We start from the raw sequence: 16,197 nt of genomic DNA on the forward strand, positions 1-16,197 counted from the left end.
CCCCTTGCGATAACCCGTGCGCAGATTGCCCCTGGCAAACTGTCCGATCTCGACATGCCCCCGGCCTCCTGCCGTGATTGGGGCGAAAGGAATAATTGTGTTTGACTTCACCACCCTCGGCCTGACGCCGGAACTCAGCCGCGTGCTGACCGATGCAGGCTTCACCGACCCGACCCCGATTCAGGCGCAGGCGATCCCGCTGGCGCTGCAGGGTCATGACATTCTGGGCCTTGCCCAGACCGGCACCGGCAAGACGCTGGCCTTCGGCCTGCCGCTGATTGCCTCGCTGACCGATGAGGACAGGAAACCCCAGCCCAAGACCGTCAAGGCGCTGGTGCTGGCCCCGACCCGCGAACTGGTCAACCAGATCGCCGACAGCCTGCGCCCGCTGGTTCTGGGCACCCGGCTGCGCATCGCCACCGTCGTTGGCGGCCAGTCCATCGGCCGCCAGATCCAGCTGCTGGCGCGCGGCACCGATATCCTCGTCGCCACCCCGGGCCGGTTGATCGACCTGATGGAACGCGGCGCGGTTGACCTGTCGACCGTGCGTCAGCTGGTGCTGGACGAGGCCGACCAGATACTGGACATGGGCTTCATCCATGCCCTGCGCAAAATCGCCCCGCGCCTTGGCAAGCCGCGCCGGACCATGCTGTTCTCGGCCACCATGCCGAAGCAGATGGAGGAACTTTCGGCCGCCTATCTGACCAACCCGAAGAAGGTGCAGGTCTCGCCCCCGGGCAAGGCCGCCGACAAGGTGACACAGTCGGTGCATTTCCTCGAGAAAGGCGCAAAGCCCGGCAAGCTGCGCGAAATCCTGTCGCGCGACCTCTCGGCGCTGACGCTGGTCTTTGCGCGCACCAAGCATGGTGCCGAAAAGCTGATGAAGGGGCTGGTAGCCGATGGCTACAACGCCGCCTCGATCCATGGCAACAAAAGCCAGGGCCAGCGCGACCGCGCCATCAAGGCCTTCCGCGACGGTCAGGTCACGGTGCTGGTCGCCACCGATGTGGCGGCGCGCGGGATCGACATTCCGGGCGTGGCCTATGTCATCAACTATGAACTGCCGGATACGCCGGACAACTACGTCCACCGCATCGGCCGCACCGCCCGCGCCGGCCGCGAAGGTGAGGCGATTGCCTTCTGCGCCCCGGACGAAGCCGACCAGCTTCGCCAGATCCAGAAGGTCATGAAGATGGACATTCCGGTCGCCAGCGGCAAATCCCCGCTGCCCTCGGGTCGCGGCGATGACCGCGCCGGTCCACGCAAGGCCTCGAACTCGCCGCATGGGCCGAAGCGCGGTCCGAAGCCGGCGCATGGCGGCAGCCGTTCGCACGAGGCCGCCGGTGGCGAAGCCGGGAAGCCGGCGAAGCCGCGCCGCTTCCGCGCCCGCCGCAACACCCGCGCTGCCTAAGATGACGAAACGGCGGTCCTTCGGGACCGCCGTTTTTCACAAGTCGCGCTGCATCATCACCAGATCATGCCAGACGCGCGTGCCCTCCGCCCCCTCGCGGAAGCGCAGCTTGGGCTGAACCACATGCTGCAGCCGGAACCCCAGCTTCTCGTAAAAGCGATCCGCCGTCTGGGTGCCCAGGTTGATCTGCGTGACCCCCATCTGCCGCAGATGATGGGTCATCGCCTGCGCCAGCGCCGTTCCGGTTCCCGCCGGCTGATCCGGCACCACCGCCATGATCGCCAGATAGGCCCGGGCCACCCCGCCCTCGCGCTGGACCGAGCCGCAGGCCCCGCCGACCAGATGCCCATCGGCATCTGTCAAACGCAGCGCAAAATTGGGGCTGATCCGGGGATCGGCCTCGTTCACCGCCTCGACATAAAGCACCGGCCCCTCGGCCCGCAGATCACGGGTCAGGAAGGCCGTGCCCAGAGGCCCCGCGCCCATGTCGATCGGGGTCAGCGCGAATCCCGCATCCGTCAACGCCGCACCGATCCGGTCGCTGAACGTCGTCAGCATGACGATCCGGGCCAGCGGCGCGCCGCGTTCGGCCTCGATCTCGGCCTGGCACCGGGCCAGGTAGGCCACCGGATCGGCAAGGAAATCCGAGGCTTCGAGATCGGGATAATCGATCACCACATCGGGATGGACACCGAATTCCCGCTCGCGACCGGCGAACAGCGCGAAGATCTCGCCGGTGGCCGCATCCAGCCCCGGATCGCCGCGCTCGTTATCGATGATCTTCAGGTCAAGTCCGGGGGCAAACTGGGTCATGGGTCCGTCCTGTCTTCTCGAAAAGAAACGACCCGCGGCGCAGATCGCGCGCCGCGGGCCTTGTGCGAAAGCGCGACCGTCACAGCGGCGCGGCATATCCTTCAAAGGTGATGTTGTCGGCGATCTGGCGCGCCTCGGCCTCTTGCTCCGGCGAACGCACGGTCCAGCAAAGGATCGGCACACCCTGCGATTTCAGTGCGTCGACGCGGGGATTGGTCAGGTCGCTCTTGTCATGCGAGATGAAGCAGGAGCCCGACCGGTCGAAATCGCTGATCGCGGCAAGGCTGTCGCGGGTCTCCTCGTCCAGCATCGGCCAGTCATCCTCGGGGAAGGCGCAGGTGGTCAGCCCGCAGGGGATGCCCGGCGCCAGCTCGTGGAAGGCCGCGACGGTATGCGGGTTGAAGGACATGACCGCCACCGGGCCTTCGTAGGACTGCAACTGCTCGGCCACATGCCGGTGCAATTCGCCGATCTGGTCGCCAAGCCGGCCATCCTGATCCTTGATCTCAATGAGCAGCGGCACCCGCCCCGCGACGGTGCGCAGGAACTCGGCCAGCGTCGGGATCTGCTGGTCGCTGCCCGACAGCTTGAACCCGGCCAGATCTTCGGTCGAGATATCGGCGATATAGGCCTCGTCCCCCGCGAGCCGCGACAGGTCGTAATCGTGAAACACCATCGGCACGCAACCGGCGGCGGGCTGGATGTCCAACTCGATCCCGTAGCCTGCGGCGATCGCCGCCTCGGCGGCGGCAAGGCTGTTTTCCGGCACGCCCGGCCCGTGCAGCCCGCGATGGGCGATCGGGATAGTGATGAAGCTTTCGGGCAGCGCCATCATTCCACCTCGAAGATCGCTTCGATCTCGACCGCCACGCCGCGCGGCAGGGCCGGAACCGAGACGGCGGCGCGGGCATGGCGGCCCTTGTCGCCGAACACCTCGACCATCAGGTCCGAGCAACCGTTGATCACCTCGGGCTGATCGGTGAAATCGCCGGTCGAATTCACGAAGCCAGACAGCTTCACCACCCGCGCCACCTTGTCCAGCGAGCCGGTTGCGGCCTTGACCTGCGCGATCAGCGACAGCCCGCAGCGACGGGCGGCAGCGGCCCCGGCGGCCACGTCCATGTTGTCCCCCAGACGGCCCTTGATCAGCCCCTTCTCGTCCTGGCTGATCTGGCCCGAAACAAAGACCAGATTGCCCGAGCGCGCGAAGGGCACATAATTCGCCGCAGGTGCGGGTGCGTCCGGCAGGGTGATGCCAAGGTCGGTCAGGCGGGTCTCGATGCTCATGTGATTCCTCCGTGGATTGGCAGCAGCCTAACCCGCGGGGTGTCAGGCGACCAGAGCCTCGGCGCGCTTCAGGTCGACGCTGACCAGCTGGCTGACACCCTGTTCCACCATGGTCACGCCGAACAGCCGATCCATGCGCGACATGGTGACGGCGTGGTGGGTGATGATCAGGAAGCGCGTGTCGGTGCGCCGGGTCATCTCGTCCAGCAGGTCGCAGAAGCGCGAGACATTGGCATCGTCCAGCGGCGCATCGACCTCGTCCAGCACGCAGATCGGCGCGGGATTGGCGAGGAAGACGGCAAAGATCAGCGCCAGCGCCGTCAGGGTCTGCTCGCCGCCTGAGAGCAGGCTCAGCGTGCTGAGCTTCTTGCCCGGCGGCTGGCACATGATTTCAAGCCCGGCTTCCAGCGGATCGTCGGATTCGACCAGCACCAGCCGCGCCTCGCCTCCGCCGAAAAGCGTGGTGAAGAGCGTGGTGAAATTGCCGTTCACCGTGTCGAAGGCCGCCAGCAGCCGTTCGCGCCCCTCGCGGTTCAGACTGCCGATGCCGGCGCGCAGCTTGCGGATGGCCTCTTCCAGATCGTCCTTCTCGGCGGCCAGCGTGTCGCGCTCGGCCTCAAGCTCGCGCTTGTCCTCGTCGGCCCGCAGGTTCACCGCACCAAGCGCATCGCGCTGGCTGCGCAGCCGCGCGATCTGATCCTCCAGTGCCGTGGCCGCCGTCTCGGTATCGGCACCGGCGAGGCTTTCCAGCAGCGCCTGCGGCGTGCCCTCGGTTTCCTCGTGAATGCGGGCGCGCGCCGCCTGTTCGCCATCCTGCGCCGCCTCGGCCCGTGCCTCGCGCGAGGCGCGCAACTCGCGCGCTTCCGAGGCATGGCGCTCGGCGTCGCGCTCGGCATGGCTTGCGTCGCGCAGCGCCTGATCGGCTGCGGTCAGCGCCACCCGAGCCTTGTCGAGCCGCGTCTCGGCCTCTGCCTCGCGCCCGGTCAGCGTCGCCCGTTTCTCGGCCAGCAGCGCGGGCTGGGCTTCGGCACTGGCCAGTTCTTCTGCACCAGCATCGCGCCGCGCCGACAGTTCGGCGGCGCGGGTGCCGGCCTGATCCAGACGATGCCGCCAACCGGATTCCTCCTTGGCGATCTCCTGTTGCCGCTTGATCCGGGCATTGCCCTCGCGGCGAAGTTCATCCAGCGCCGAGCGGCGGGACATGGTGGCGATGCGCGCGGCCTCGACCCCGGTCTTGGCATTCTCGACCGCCTGTGCCGCCGCACCCCGGTCGGGCAGATCGGCCAGCGCGCGTTCGGCCTGCGCCAGCCGTGTCCGCGCATCGCTGGCATCGGCCTGATGGCGGGCCAGTTCGGCGCGGGCAGAGTCGGTGCGGCTGGTCGCCAGTGACAGGTCCGACTCGGCACGGGTGGCCGCGCGCGCGGCATCCGACAGCAGCCGTTCCGCTTCGCGCCGGGCCTCGCGCGTCGATTTCTCGGCCATGGCCGCCGAGGCGAGCAACGCCTTGGCCGCCTCGTGCTCCTCGACCGCGCCCGAGGCGCGCTCGGCGGCGAACTCGGCCTGCGCCGAAATCTCGGCCAGCTGGTTAACCTTCTGCAGATGCAGCGCGGCCGAGGACGAGGCCTCACCCGCCATCACCCGCATCCCGTCCCACCGGAACAGGTCGCCCGCAGGTGTCACGATCCGCTGCCCCGGTGCCAGCGCGCCTTGCAGCGCCGTGGCAGCGGCCACATCCGCAACCAGCCCCACCTGCGACAACCGGCGGTCCAGCGCCTCGGGTCCGGTGACATGCGGCGCCAGCGGCTCGGCGCCCTCGGGCAGGGCCTGCGGCGCGTCCCAGCCCGGCAGCTTGTGCCAGCCCGAGGCGCCATCCTCGGCCAGCCCCGCGCGCAGGTCATCGCCAAGCGCGGCGCCAAAGGCGATCTCATAGCCCTTGGCGACCTTCACCCGGTCAAGGATCGACTTGCCGCCGGTATCGCCCCGCTCGACCAGCCGCTTCAGCGCCGCCATCTCGGCGGCCAGCGCACCGGATTCGCCCTCGGCCTCGGCACGGGCGGCGCGGGCGGCGGATTCGGCCCCCTCGGCCTCGGCCCGCGCGGCCTCGGCACTGGTCAGCGTATCCTCGGCCCCCTCGGCGCGGTCTCGGGCAGCGGCCTGCGCCGCCTCGGCCTCACGCAGCGCGGCCTCGGCTGTGCGGCCGGTCTCGGCGGCCCGCGTGGCGTTCTGATCAGCCTCGCCCGCCGCGCACTCGGCGCGGGACAGCATGTCGCGCAGGTCCGAGGCCAGACGCTCGGCCGATTGATGCCGCGCGGCCAGTCGGGCGGATTCATCGGTCAGTTCGGCCAGCCGTGCCTCGACCTCGCGCAGCGCCTCGGCGGCCTCGTCGGCCATGCCGGCGGCAGCATCCAGCCGCGCCTCATGCCCCTGCCCGGCCTTGGCGAGTTCGGTCTTTTCCCAGGTCAGCCGCTCGATCACCTCACCGGCATCGCGGTTCAGCGCCGCTTCGCGCTCGATGTCGCGGTCCAACTGGGCAATGCGCGCTGCAAGCTGGGTGATCGCCTCGGCGGCCCGCGCCTCGGCTTCGTCCAGCGCCTCGCGTTCCACCACCACCCGCGACAGGATGGCGGCTGCGACCTGTTCTTCCTCGCGCAGGGGCGGCAAGCCCGCCTCGGCCTTCTCGCGCAACGCGCTGGCCGCACGCGAGGCCGCCTCGGCCTCGCCCGCCGCGCGCAGCGATTGCGCAAGGGCCTCGGCCGCCGCAGCCCGTGCCTGATCGGCCTCGGCCCAACGCCGGTAAAGCAGCACCCCCTCGGCCTGCCTCAGCGCCGCGCCGATCTCGCGATAGCGCGCCGCAGCCCGCGCCTGCCGGGCCAGCGATGCCGCCTGCGTCGCCAGTTGCTCCAGCGTGTCATCCACGCGGGTCAGGTTGCCCTCGGCCCCGTTCAGCTTCAGCTCGGCCTCGTGCCGGCGCTGGTAGAGGCCCGAGATCCCTGCCGCCTCTTCCAGAATCCGCCGCCGGTTCTGCGGCTTGGCGTTGATCAGTTCCGAGATCTGCCCCTGCCGCACCAGTGCCGGGCTGTGCGCGCCGGTCGAGGCATCGGCGAACAGCATCTGCACGTCGCGGGCGCGAACTTCCTTGCCGTTGATCTTGTAGGCCGAGCCGGCATCGCGGGTGATGCGGCGGACGATGTCGATATGGTCGTCCTCGTTGAAGCCAGCCGGTGCCAGCCGGTCGCGGTTGTCGATGGTCAGCGTCACCTCGGCATGACCGCGTGCCGACCGCCGCGACGTGCCGGCGAAGATCACATCCTCCATGCCCGAGCCGCGCATGGCCGTCGGGCGGTTCTCGCCCATGATCCAGCGCAAGGCCTCCAAGAGGTTCGACTTGCCGCAGCCATTCGGCCCGACCACGCCGGTCAGCCCCTCGCGGATCACCAGATCGGTGGGGTCCACGAAGCTCTTGAAGCCGTTCAGTCTCAGGCGGTCAAAGCGCAAGGGCGGGGTCCGTCAGAATCGGGTTACGTCCGCAGATTGTCGGCAGGGACGGCTTCCAAGTCAACCAGAACCGCTAGATATGGGGCCGCGCCCTCAGTTATCCACAAGATGAAAGGGGTCGCCACAAGATATTTTCGCGCTACTATCAGCGACATGATCGGTGCGCTTGCAATCATCCTCGGCTATCAGCTGGTCGGCGAAGTCAGTTCGCGGGCGCTGAACCTGCCCCTGCCCGGCCCTGTCGTGGGCCTGTGCCTGCTGGTCGCCTGCTGCCTTGCCCGCCCGGCGCTGGCCGATCGGCTGCGGCCGGTTACGCAGGGATTGCTGGCCCATCTGTCGCTGTTCTTCGTGCCAGCCGGCGTCGGCATCGTCGCACATATGGACCTGTTGCGCGAAGAGGGGTTGGGGCTGGTCGTAGCCATCGCCGGCTCGACCGTGCTGGCCATCGGCGCCGGGGCCCTGGCCTTCACCACCGTCGCCCGGCTGACTGGATCGACCGCGCCCGAGGATGAGAAGCCCGATGTCTGATCCGGCGATGATCTGGTCCTATCTGACGCAGGGGCCGCTCTTGTGGCTGACCGCGACGCTGGTGGCCTATCTCATCGGCGATGCCGCCTTCCGCCGGACCGGACGGCAAAGCTGGGCCAATCCGGTGCTGATCGCGGTGCTGATCCTCGCCGCGCTCTTGTGGGTGACGCGCACCGATTACCAGACCTATTTCGAGGGCGCGCAATTCGTCCATTTCATGCTCGGCCCGGCCACCGTGGCACTGGCGCTGCCACTTTTCGACAACCTGCCCCGGGTGAAAAAGGCCGCGCTGCCGATGCTGGCCGGTTTGCTGGTCGGCTCGGGCGTGGCCGTGGTCTCGGTCATCCTGATCGCGCGGGGCTTTGGCATCGGGCACGAGGTGCTGGCCTCGCTGGCGCCGAAATCGACGACCGCCCCGGTCGCCATCGGCATTGCCGAGCGGATCGGCGGCCGCCCCACCCTGACCGCCGCTCTGGTGCTGCTGACCGGCATCTTCGGCGCGATCATCGCCACGCCGCTTTTGAATGCGCTGCATATCCGCGACTGGCGGGCGCGCGGCTTTTCCGTGGGGGTTGCCGCGCATGGCATCGGCACGGCCCGGGCCTTTCAGGTGAACGAGACGGCAGGAGCCTTTGCCGGCATCGGCATGGGGCTGAATGCGGTGCTGACGGCGATCATCGCGCCGCTGGCACTGCGCTTCCTCGGCGGCTGAGGCGCTACTCCACCGCCCGGATCAGCTTCTTCTCCAGCACCCGCAGCACGGTCGGCAGATCATGCCCCCGCTTCAGGATGCGGCCATCCATGCCGATGACGGCATAGGCGCCCTGCGCAGCCCGGAGCTTTGGTCGCTTCTCGATGCGGTAAAGCGGATGCTCGGCCGCGCGGCGAAACACGCTGAAGACCGCCACATCGCGCAGGAAGGACATCGCGTAATCGCGCCATTCCCCTGCTGCGACCATGCGGCCATAGACGGTCAGGATGATCCCCAGTTCGGCCCGGTCAAAGACCACGCGGTCGGGGTCGGCATGAAACGGCGGCGATGCGTTCATCATGACCGAATGGTGACATCGCGGATACGGCAAAGCAAACGAAAAAGGGGCGGCCCGCGCCGCCCCTTTTCAATCCATTGCCCGAAACGGTCAGTAGCAGCTGACTTTCTCGATCAGCCCGCTCTGGCCATATTCGATGTTCAGCCGGTCCACGCGGTAATCGGCAGTCACCGCGTCCTCGGGGCCGATGACCCGCGTGCCGATGGGGAATTTCATCGGCTTCAGCACCTCGCGCGGCTGGCCGATCAGGCCCTTGTAGCCGGCGGCACCACATTCGTCCTTGGGTGTGGGGTCCGGAGGCAGCGGCCCGGGATTGCCATTGGGCGGCAGCGGCTCGCAGGCGGCAAGGCCGACCACAGCTGCAGCAGCAAGGGCGAGACTGGCGAGACGCATCAGCCGCAATCCACGTTCTGGATATTGCCCGCCGCGTCCAGACGGAAGACGATGCGGTTCGGGTCATATTCCTGCGGCTCGATTCCGCGATACTCGACAACCCGGTATTCCTTGGTGATCCCAAGCTGCGGGATGACCGAGCCGGGCTGCGACAGGGAACTGGCGTAATCCTTGGCCTTGCACAGGTCGGGCTCGCGCGATTGCAGCCCGGCAACACCCGCGACCGGGGCGACCATCGGCTGGACCACCGGCACCGGCATGGGTTCGGGCACCGGCGCAGGTGCGGGCATACAGGCCGTCAGCAGAAAGGCCGAGGCGAGAAGGGGCAGGATCACTGTTCTGGTCATGTCTGGTCCGTGGCTGGCGGGCCCGATTGCAACGGGCCGGTTCGGCGTGTGGTGCCTTATAGGATCATGCTAGCAGCTTGTTAAGCTGACACGATTATCACGATCCCTTCAGCGCCCGCCGAAAACCGGTCGCTGTTGCCGGAATGTCATTCCATCGGCGGCACGGTCTTGCTGCGATCTCCGGGATAGGATCGAGCGCCGCGCGACAGCCCGTGCGAGCTCTCGAATTGCGGCGTATAGGCCGAGAGAAAGACCTGCACGGCCCCGTCGGTGATGCGGCGCAGATGCAGGTCGGTGACACTGTCACTGCCCAGAAACAGCGCGCGGTCACGGATCAGCGCGGCGGCCAGCGCGATGAGCTGTTCGGCGGCAAGTTCGGTGTCGACGATCTCCAGCTCGCCACGACGGACCCAGCGCTCCAGCACCTGCCGCAGGGCATCGCGCTGTCGCCGATGGACAGCGTCGTGATATTCCCGTGCCAGTTCCGGAAACCGGGCGGATTCCCCCACCCGCATCCGATAGGCGTGCAGCCCTGCGGGCGACACGATCCGCGCCACCATGACTTCCACGATCTGCGGCAGCGCACGCGCCGCCGGCAAGTCGCTGGAAACCGGGAACAGCGGCTCCTCGTCCTCCTGCACCAGGTCGGCGCGGAACACCTCGCTGAACATCTGCTCCTTGTCAGGGAAGTAGCTGTAGAGCGTCGCCTTGGACACTTTGGCTTCGCCTGCGATGTCATCGACACTGGCTCCAGCATAGCCTTCCCGCAGAAACACCTTGCGGGCACCTTCAAGCACTTGCTTGAACTTTCGCCCCTTGGTGATGGGCGAGACTTTTCTCAATACCATTTAACCCTCCGAAACTTACGTCGGTGAACTTTACTTCCCCCAGTTCCGGGCAGGACTGGTTCGATACGCTAACGATGACAGATGGCCGCTCAGCTGGATCGGGCTTGATAGGAAAGGAAAGACAAGTCGAAAATAAGAACCCGTCCTTCATAAGCCTAAAATGACCACGACGCCAGTGCAGCAGCTGATCTCCGCAGGCAAAAATCGGCCTCCGTCGCGGACATAACTTGAAGCGGGCCCGATCGGTTTCCCAATCTTAGGCAGGAACACGAAAAAAACTTGCCTGTTTCTTCGGCAAAGGCCACTCAAGAGTGACAGGGAAATCAAAACATCAGAAGGAGGGATCGATCATGTCACAGCCTCACACGTCGTTCCGCGACTCGGTTGACCGTATGTTTACCCATGCCGCAAGGCTGATGGACCTGCCCCCCGGCCTCGAGGAAAAGATCAGGGTCTGCAACTCGACCTATACCGTGCGCTTCGGCGTGCGGATGCGCGGCGCGATCCATACCTTCGTTGGCTATCGTTCGGTCCATTCCGAACATATGGAACCCGTGAAGGGCGGCATCCGCTATGCCCTGTCGGTCAACCAGGACGAGGTCGAGGCGCTGGCGGCGCTGATGACCTACAAATGCGCGCTGGTCGAAGTGCCCTTCGGCGGTTCCAAGGGTGGTCTGGCCATCGATCCCCGCCAGTACAGCGAGGACGAGCTGGAGCGGATCACCCGCCGTTTCACCTACGAGCTGTCGCGCCGCAGTCTGATCTCGCCCAGCCAGAACGTCCCTGCGCCCGACATGGGCACCGGCGAGCGCGAGATGGCCTGGATGGCCGATGCCTACAAGCGGCTGCATCCCGACGACATCGACGCGCGCGGCTGCGTCACCGGCAAACCACTGTCCTTCGGCGGCATCGCCGGCCGGGTCGAGGCGACCGGGCGCGGCGTGCAATATGCGATCCACGAATTCTTCCGCCATCCCGAGGCGATGAAGGCCGCCGGGCTGACCGGCGGGCTGGAGGGCAAGCGCGTCATCGTGCAGGGGCTGGGCAATGTCGGCTTCCACGCCGCGCAGTTCCTGTCGGACAATGACGGCTGCAAGATCATCGCCGTGGCCGAGCGTGACGGTTCGGTGGTGAACGAGGATGGTCTGAACATCGCCGACCTGCAGGCCCATATCCGCGAAACCGGCGGGGTCGCGGGCTTTGCCGGTGCCACCAGCTACAGCCAGAACAGCCTTGGTGCGCTGGAGATGGATTGCGACATCCTGATCCCGGCAGCGGTCGAGGGCGTGATCAATGCCGAGAATGCCGACCGCATCAGCACCCGCCTGATCGTCGAGGCCGCGAACGGCCCGATCACCGCCGAGGGCGACGCCATCCTGAAGAAGCGCGGCATTGTCATCATTCCCGACATGTATGCCAATGCCGGGGGCGTGACCGTCTCCTATTTCGAATGGGTGAAGAACCTGACCCATATCCGCTTCGGCCGGATGGAGCGGCGCGAGCAGGAGGCCCGCACCAACCTTCTGGTCAACGAGCTCGAGCGGCTCTCGGCCGACAAGGGCCTGGGCTGGACGCTGACCAAGGACTTCAAGGACCGCTACCTGAAGGGCGCCAGCGAGATCGAGCTGGTGCGCTCGGGCCTCGACGACACCATGCGCGGCGCGTTCCAGAGCATGGCCGAGATCTGGTACAATGACGAGAAGGTCGAGGATCTGCGCACCGCCGCCTATGTCGTCTCGATCCGCCGCATCGCCCAGAGCTACCAGGCAATGGGTCTCTGACGGCCAGGCGCCGGGACCATGAAATCAAGGCGGGGCAACTGCGCCCCGCCTTTTTCATGGTCCGCGGTAGCTGTCGATGGCGCCGTAGGCCAGATCCAGATCGGCCCCGGTGACGCAATAGGGCGGCAGCAGGTAGACCGTATTCCCCAGCGGGCGCAGCAGCACCCCCTGCCCCATGAAATGCGCCCGCATCCGTGGCCCGTCCTCGGCCAGGTAGCCGCCCTGCCCCACGCGCAAGTCAAGCGCCGTGATGGTGCCGCATTGGCGCAGGTTCTCGAAGCGCGCATCGCCTTCGAACCGTGCCAGCCGCTCGGCCTGCAACGCCGCCAGCTTGTCCAGCCGCTGCTGCATCGGCTCGGCCTGCCACAGGGCGACATTGGCCAGCGCCGCCGCGCAGGCGATCGGGTTGGCGGTATAGCTCGAGGAATGGAAGAAGGTCCGGGTCCGGTCGGTGGAATAATGCGCCCGGAAAATCCGCTCGCTGGCCAGCGTCGCCGCCAGCGGAACCGCCCCGCCGGTCAGGCCCTTGCTGGTGCAGAGGATGTCCGGAGCGATCCCGGCATGGTCGCAGGCCCAGAGCCGCCCGGTCCGTCCCCATCCGGTCATCACCTCGTCGGCGATCATCAGCACGTCATGGCGGTCGCAGATCTCGCGCAGCCCTTTCAGCACTGCAGGCGAGTAGATCAGCATCCCCCCCGCCCCCAGCACCAAGGGTTCAAGGATCAGCGCCGCCATCTGCCCCGTGCGGGCCAGCGCCTCGAACGCATCCAGCGTCGCCTGCCCGTCCCCGGTCGGAAAGGGCAGCTTCTCCACGCCGAACATCAGCGGATCATAGGCGGCGTTGAATACCCCCCGTTCGCCCACGCTCATCGTGCCGATGGTGTCGCCGTGATAGCTGTGTTCCATCACCGCGATCCGGTGTCGCCCGTCGCCCGCATGGCGCCAATAGCCAAGCGCCATCTTCAGCGCCACCTCAACCGCCGTCGAGCCGCTGTCGGAATAGAAGACATGGGTGAGGCCCGCCGGGGCGAGATCGACCAGCGCCTTGGCCAGCTGTTCCGCAGGCTCATGGGTCAGCCCGGCAAAGATCACCTGATCCAGCGTTTCACTCGCCTCGCGGATCGCCGCCATGATCTGCGCCTGGCGATGGCCATGGGTCACGACCCACCAGCTGCTGATCGCGTCAAGCAGGCGCCCCTGGTCGGTCTCGATCCAGGCTCCCTCGGTGCGCGTCACCAGCGGCGGCGCCGGTTCGGTCGCGTGCTGGGTGAAGGGATGCCAGACGGCGCTGTGGCTCATGGCTGTGCCTTTCTCAGAAATCCGCGCGGCGGAAGTTCTCCGCCATCGCCCCCGACAGGCTGTCGCGGTCGAGATGCGGCAGCATCGGCAGCCGCCCCAGCACCTTGACCCCGCCAATCTGCCCGATCGTCGCCATGTTGTCCGGATTCTCCGGCCCGACAAAAGCCACGCCATGCACAGGCACCTTCCGGGCGCGCAGGCTTTCCAGCGCGGTGAGGCTGTGACTGATCGTCCCGAGCCCCGTAGTGGCGACCAGAATGACCGGGATCTGCCATTCGGCGAAGAGATCAGCGAAGAGCACCCGCCGCGTCACCGGCACCAATACGCCCCCTGCCCCTTCGATCACCAGCGGATCGGCCGGCGGAGGTGTCAGGAGGGCGGGATCGATCTCGACCCCGTCCAGTTCGGCGGAGCGATGCGGCGACAGCGGCTGGCCGAGGCGGTAGGCCTCGGGAAACACGCGCGCGCCCGACAGGCGGACCACATCGGCGGCATCGGTGGCCGGCTGCGCCGCCTGTGCACGGGCGGTGTACGCGCTGTGCACGGGCTGTGCACGCCCGGTGCCGCCCTCGTTTGGCAGGTTTCCGACCAGCCCGGACTGCACCGGCTTCCAGTACTCCGCCCCGATCAGCCCGCAAAGCCCGGCCGCAAACACCGTCTTGCCGACATCGGTTCCGGTCCCGGTGATCACATATCGGGCCATAGCGCCTCCAGCGTCTCGGCCAGCCGAACCACGTCATCCCGAGTCGCGTTCAGGGTCAGCGAGACCCGCAGCCGCGAGGTTCCTTCGGGCACGGTCGGCGGCCGTATCCCACGGACATCAAAGCCTTTTTCCTGAATGCGCGCGGCCAGTTCCATGGTCTCGGCATCACCGCCCACGATCAGGGGCACGATCTGGCTGCCGCTGGTCCTGACCCCCGGCAGACGCCGCGCCAGTTCCGCGTTGAACAGCTCCACATGCGCGTGCAAGGCCGCCCGCCGCTCAGGTTCGTCCCTGAGGATCGCCAACGCCTCGATCCCCACCGCCGCCATCAGCGGCGAGGGCGCGGTGGCAAAGATGAACGGCCTGCTGCGATTTATGAGGAAGTCGATCACCGGCCTCGCCGCGCAGATCAGCGCCCCCGCCCCGCCCAGAGCCTTGCCGAGCGTATGCAGGGTCACGACATTCTCGCGCCCTTCAAGATGATGCGCCAGCCCGCGACCGTCGGGACCATAGACCCCGGTTGCATGGGCCTCGTCGACGACCAGAAAGCCCTGCGCACGGGCCAGCGCCGCCAGATCGTCCAGCGGCGCGACATCGCCATCCATGCTGTAAAGGCTCTCGACCGCGATCCAGACCGCACCGCGATGGCCTTCTGCGCGCCACTTGCCGATCAACTCCTCGGCATGGCCCACATCGCCATGACGAAACCGCAGCACCTCGGCCCGGCCCGCCCGCGCGCCCTCATTGGCGCTGGCATGGGACAGTTCGTCCAGCAGCAGCAGGTCGCCCCGCTGCGGCAAGGTGCTGAGCAAGGCAAAATTCGCCACGTAACCGCCGCCGAAGCCCAGCACCGCCTCGGCGCCAAAGAACCGCGCCGCCTCGGCCTCGAATTCTTCTTGCAGATCGACATTGCCGCGCAACAGGCGCGATCCTGCCGCACCAACCGGCGCGCCACTGTCAATCGCTCGCCGCGCCGCATCGGCCAACCGGGGCGAGCCGGCCAGTCCCAGATAGTCGTTCGAGGAGAAATCGATGCCGGCGCGCGGGTTCAGCCGGCGCAGCCGCGCCTGCCCCGACAGGTCGGCAAGCTGGTCCCGAAACACGGCCAGACGGTCCGCAGATTCTGCCATGTCATCCCTGTCCGGTTGGCCGCGTGCTGCGCCCCTCAGCGCAGGACCGGGATCGCCGGATCGGCGCGCCGAAGGGCCTCGCGCTGCGCCTCGCCCGGCGCCGCAGGGCGATCCTCGGGGCGATGCTCGTGCGCGGCCATCGGCTTCAGACCCAGACGCGCGAACAGGCGCATGTCCTGGTCCTCGCCCGGATTGTTCTTGGTCAAGAGCGTGTCGCCGACGAAGATCGAGTTCGCCCCGGCAAAGAAGCACATCGCCTGCATCTCGTCGCTCATCCCGGTGCGGCCAGCCGACAGGCGGACATGACTTTCGGGCATCATGATCCGCGCCGTGGCGATGGTGCGGACGAAATCGATCGGATCGACCGGCGCGGCATCGGCCAGCGGCGTGCCCTCGACCGGGATCAGCATGTTGATCGGCACGCTTTCCGGCGGCTCGGGCAGGTTCGCCAGCGTCACCAGCATCTCGACCCGGTCCTGGTTGCCCTCGCCAAGGCCCAGGATCCCGCCCGAGCAGACCTTGATGCCGCTGTCGCGGACATTCTGCAGCGTTTCCAGCCGGTCGGCGAAGGTCCGGGTGGTGATCACCGTGCTGTAATGCGCTTCGGAGGTGTCGATATTGTGGTTGTAGTAATCCAGCCCCGCCTGCTTCAGCCGCTGCGCCTGGTCGCCGTCCAGCAACCCCAGCGTCATGCAGGTCTCCATGCCAAGGGCCTTCACCCCCTCGACCATGGCGATGACCTGCGCCATGTCGCGCTCCTTGGGGCTGCGCCAGGCCGCGCCCATGCAATAGCGCGTGGCCCCGGCATCCCGCGCCCGTCGCGCCTCGGCGATCACCCGCTCGACCTCGATCAGCTTCGAGGCCGACAGCCCCGAGTCATAACGCGAGGACTGGCTGCAATAGCTGCAATCCTCGGGGCAGCCGCCGGTCTTGATCGACAGCAGCCGGCTCATCTGCACCCGGTTCGGATCGAAGGTCCGGCGATGCACGGTCTGGGCCTGGAACAGCAGGTCCATGAAGGGCTGATCGAAGAGCGCGCGCGCCTCGTCGGCGGTCCAGACCTTGCGATGGCTTGCGGCATCGGCGGTCAGATCGGATTGCAGCATGGTACCC

16 protein-coding genes are annotated in these 16,197 nt (G+C 67.3%); 4 read left to right on the top strand and 12 right to left on the bottom strand.

All coding sequences use genetic code 11. The features are described from left to right. Positions 1-97: 97 nt before the first annotated feature. Positions 98-1,411, top strand: coding sequence for a DEAD/DEAH box helicase (locus tag Q1A36_RS17385; RefSeq protein ID WP_299846784.1), 1,314 nt, complete (start codon positions 98-100; stop codon positions 1,409-1,411). Positions 1,412-1,447: 36 nt separating this feature from the next. Here the strand turns inward: Q1A36_RS17385 and Q1A36_RS17390 are convergent, their stop codons facing one another. The 4 genes from Q1A36_RS17390 to Q1A36_RS17405 form a co-directional block, all read right to left on the bottom strand. Beyond that, positions 1,448-2,224 (bottom strand): GNAT family N-acetyltransferase, encoded by a 777-nt coding sequence (locus Q1A36_RS17390; RefSeq protein WP_299846786.1) that lies wholly within the window; start codon positions 2,222-2,224, stop codon positions 1,448-1,450. A gap of 79 nt (positions 2,225-2,303) precedes the next feature. Beyond that, the gene (locus Q1A36_RS17395) at positions 2,304-3,056 is read right to left on the bottom strand and encodes a glycerophosphodiester phosphodiesterase family protein (RefSeq protein WP_299846788.1); all 753 of its coding nucleotides are present in this window, start codon (positions 3,054-3,056) and stop codon (positions 2,304-2,306) included. Next, a complete protein-coding gene (locus Q1A36_RS17400; RefSeq protein WP_299846790.1) occupies positions 3,056-3,511 on the bottom strand; it encodes a RidA family protein in 456 nt (151 codons plus the stop codon). Before Q1A36_RS17400 ends, Q1A36_RS17395 begins: the two co-directional genes overlap by 1 nt. Positions 3,512-3,553: 42 nt before the next feature. Then, on the bottom strand, positions 3,554-7,006 hold the full coding sequence (locus Q1A36_RS17405) for an AAA family ATPase (RefSeq protein WP_299846792.1): 3,453 nt from the start codon (positions 7,004-7,006) through the stop codon (positions 3,554-3,556). A 153-nt stretch (positions 7,007-7,159) separates the two neighbouring features. On the opposite strand from Q1A36_RS17405, the gene Q1A36_RS17410 reads away from it, so the two are divergent. Continuing rightward, positions 7,160-7,534, top strand: coding sequence for a CidA/LrgA family protein (locus Q1A36_RS17410; protein ID WP_299846794.1), 375 nt, complete (start codon positions 7,160-7,162; stop codon positions 7,532-7,534). Beyond that, the gene (locus tag Q1A36_RS17415) at positions 7,527-8,246 is read left to right on the top strand and encodes an LrgB family protein (RefSeq protein WP_299846796.1); all 720 of its coding nucleotides are present in this window, start codon (positions 7,527-7,529) and stop codon (positions 8,244-8,246) included. The genes Q1A36_RS17410 and Q1A36_RS17415 overlap by 8 nt, the downstream gene beginning before the upstream one ends. Positions 8,247-8,250: 4 nt before the next feature. Here Q1A36_RS17415 and Q1A36_RS17420 read toward each other — a convergent pair whose 3' ends face one another. From Q1A36_RS17420 to Q1A36_RS17435, 4 genes are all read right to left on the bottom strand, one after another. Further along, positions 8,251-8,583 (bottom strand): DUF2794 domain-containing protein, encoded by a 333-nt coding sequence (locus Q1A36_RS17420; protein ID WP_299846798.1) that lies wholly within the window; start codon positions 8,581-8,583, stop codon positions 8,251-8,253. A 90-nt stretch (positions 8,584-8,673) separates the two neighbouring features. Next, positions 8,674-8,976, bottom strand: coding sequence for an I78 family peptidase inhibitor (locus Q1A36_RS17425; RefSeq protein WP_299846799.1), 303 nt, complete (start codon positions 8,974-8,976; stop codon positions 8,674-8,676). Continuing rightward, on the bottom strand, positions 8,976-9,323 hold the full coding sequence (locus Q1A36_RS17430) for a hypothetical protein (protein ID WP_299846801.1): 348 nt from the start codon (positions 9,321-9,323) through the stop codon (positions 8,976-8,978). Before Q1A36_RS17430 ends, Q1A36_RS17425 begins: the two co-directional genes overlap by 1 nt. 146 nt (positions 9,324-9,469) lie before the next feature. Then, positions 9,470-10,171, bottom strand: coding sequence for a TetR/AcrR family transcriptional regulator (locus tag Q1A36_RS17435; protein ID WP_299846803.1), 702 nt, complete (start codon positions 10,169-10,171; stop codon positions 9,470-9,472). A 350-nt stretch (positions 10,172-10,521) separates the two neighbouring features. On the opposite strand from Q1A36_RS17435, the gene Q1A36_RS17440 reads away from it, so the two are divergent. Then, on the top strand, positions 10,522-11,952 hold the full coding sequence (locus Q1A36_RS17440; RefSeq protein WP_299846805.1) for a Glu/Leu/Phe/Val dehydrogenase: 1,431 nt from the start codon (positions 10,522-10,524) through the stop codon (positions 11,950-11,952). Between the two features lie 54 nt (positions 11,953-12,006). Here the strand turns inward: Q1A36_RS17440 and Q1A36_RS17445 are convergent, their stop codons facing one another. From Q1A36_RS17445 to bioB, 4 genes are read right to left on the bottom strand one after another with little or no spacing between them, the layout of a single operon-like run. After that, positions 12,007-13,251: an adenosylmethionine--8-amino-7-oxononanoate transaminase gene (locus Q1A36_RS17445; RefSeq protein ID WP_299846807.1), complete on the bottom strand. Its 1,245-nt coding sequence runs from the start codon at positions 13,249-13,251 to the stop codon at positions 12,007-12,009. Positions 13,252-13,264: 13 nt separating this feature from the next. Then, the gene (gene bioD / locus Q1A36_RS17450; protein ID WP_299846808.1) at positions 13,265-13,942 is read right to left on the bottom strand and encodes a dethiobiotin synthase; all 678 of its coding nucleotides are present in this window, start codon (positions 13,940-13,942) and stop codon (positions 13,265-13,267) included. Beyond that, positions 13,939-15,084 (bottom strand): 8-amino-7-oxononanoate synthase, encoded by a 1,146-nt coding sequence (locus Q1A36_RS17455; RefSeq protein ID WP_299846810.1) that lies wholly within the window; start codon positions 15,082-15,084, stop codon positions 13,939-13,941. The genes bioD and Q1A36_RS17455 overlap by 4 nt, the downstream gene beginning before the upstream one ends. 35 nt (positions 15,085-15,119) lie before the next feature. Beyond that, entirely contained in the window at positions 15,120-16,190 is a 1,071-nt protein-coding gene (gene bioB, locus Q1A36_RS17460) for a biotin synthase BioB (RefSeq protein ID WP_299846812.1), read from the bottom strand. Positions 16,191-16,197: the final 7 nt, after the last annotated feature.

It is taken from the genome of uncultured Paracoccus sp. (genome assembly GCF_947487305.1).
Lineage (GTDB): Bacteria > Pseudomonadota > Alphaproteobacteria > Rhodobacterales > Rhodobacteraceae > Paracoccus.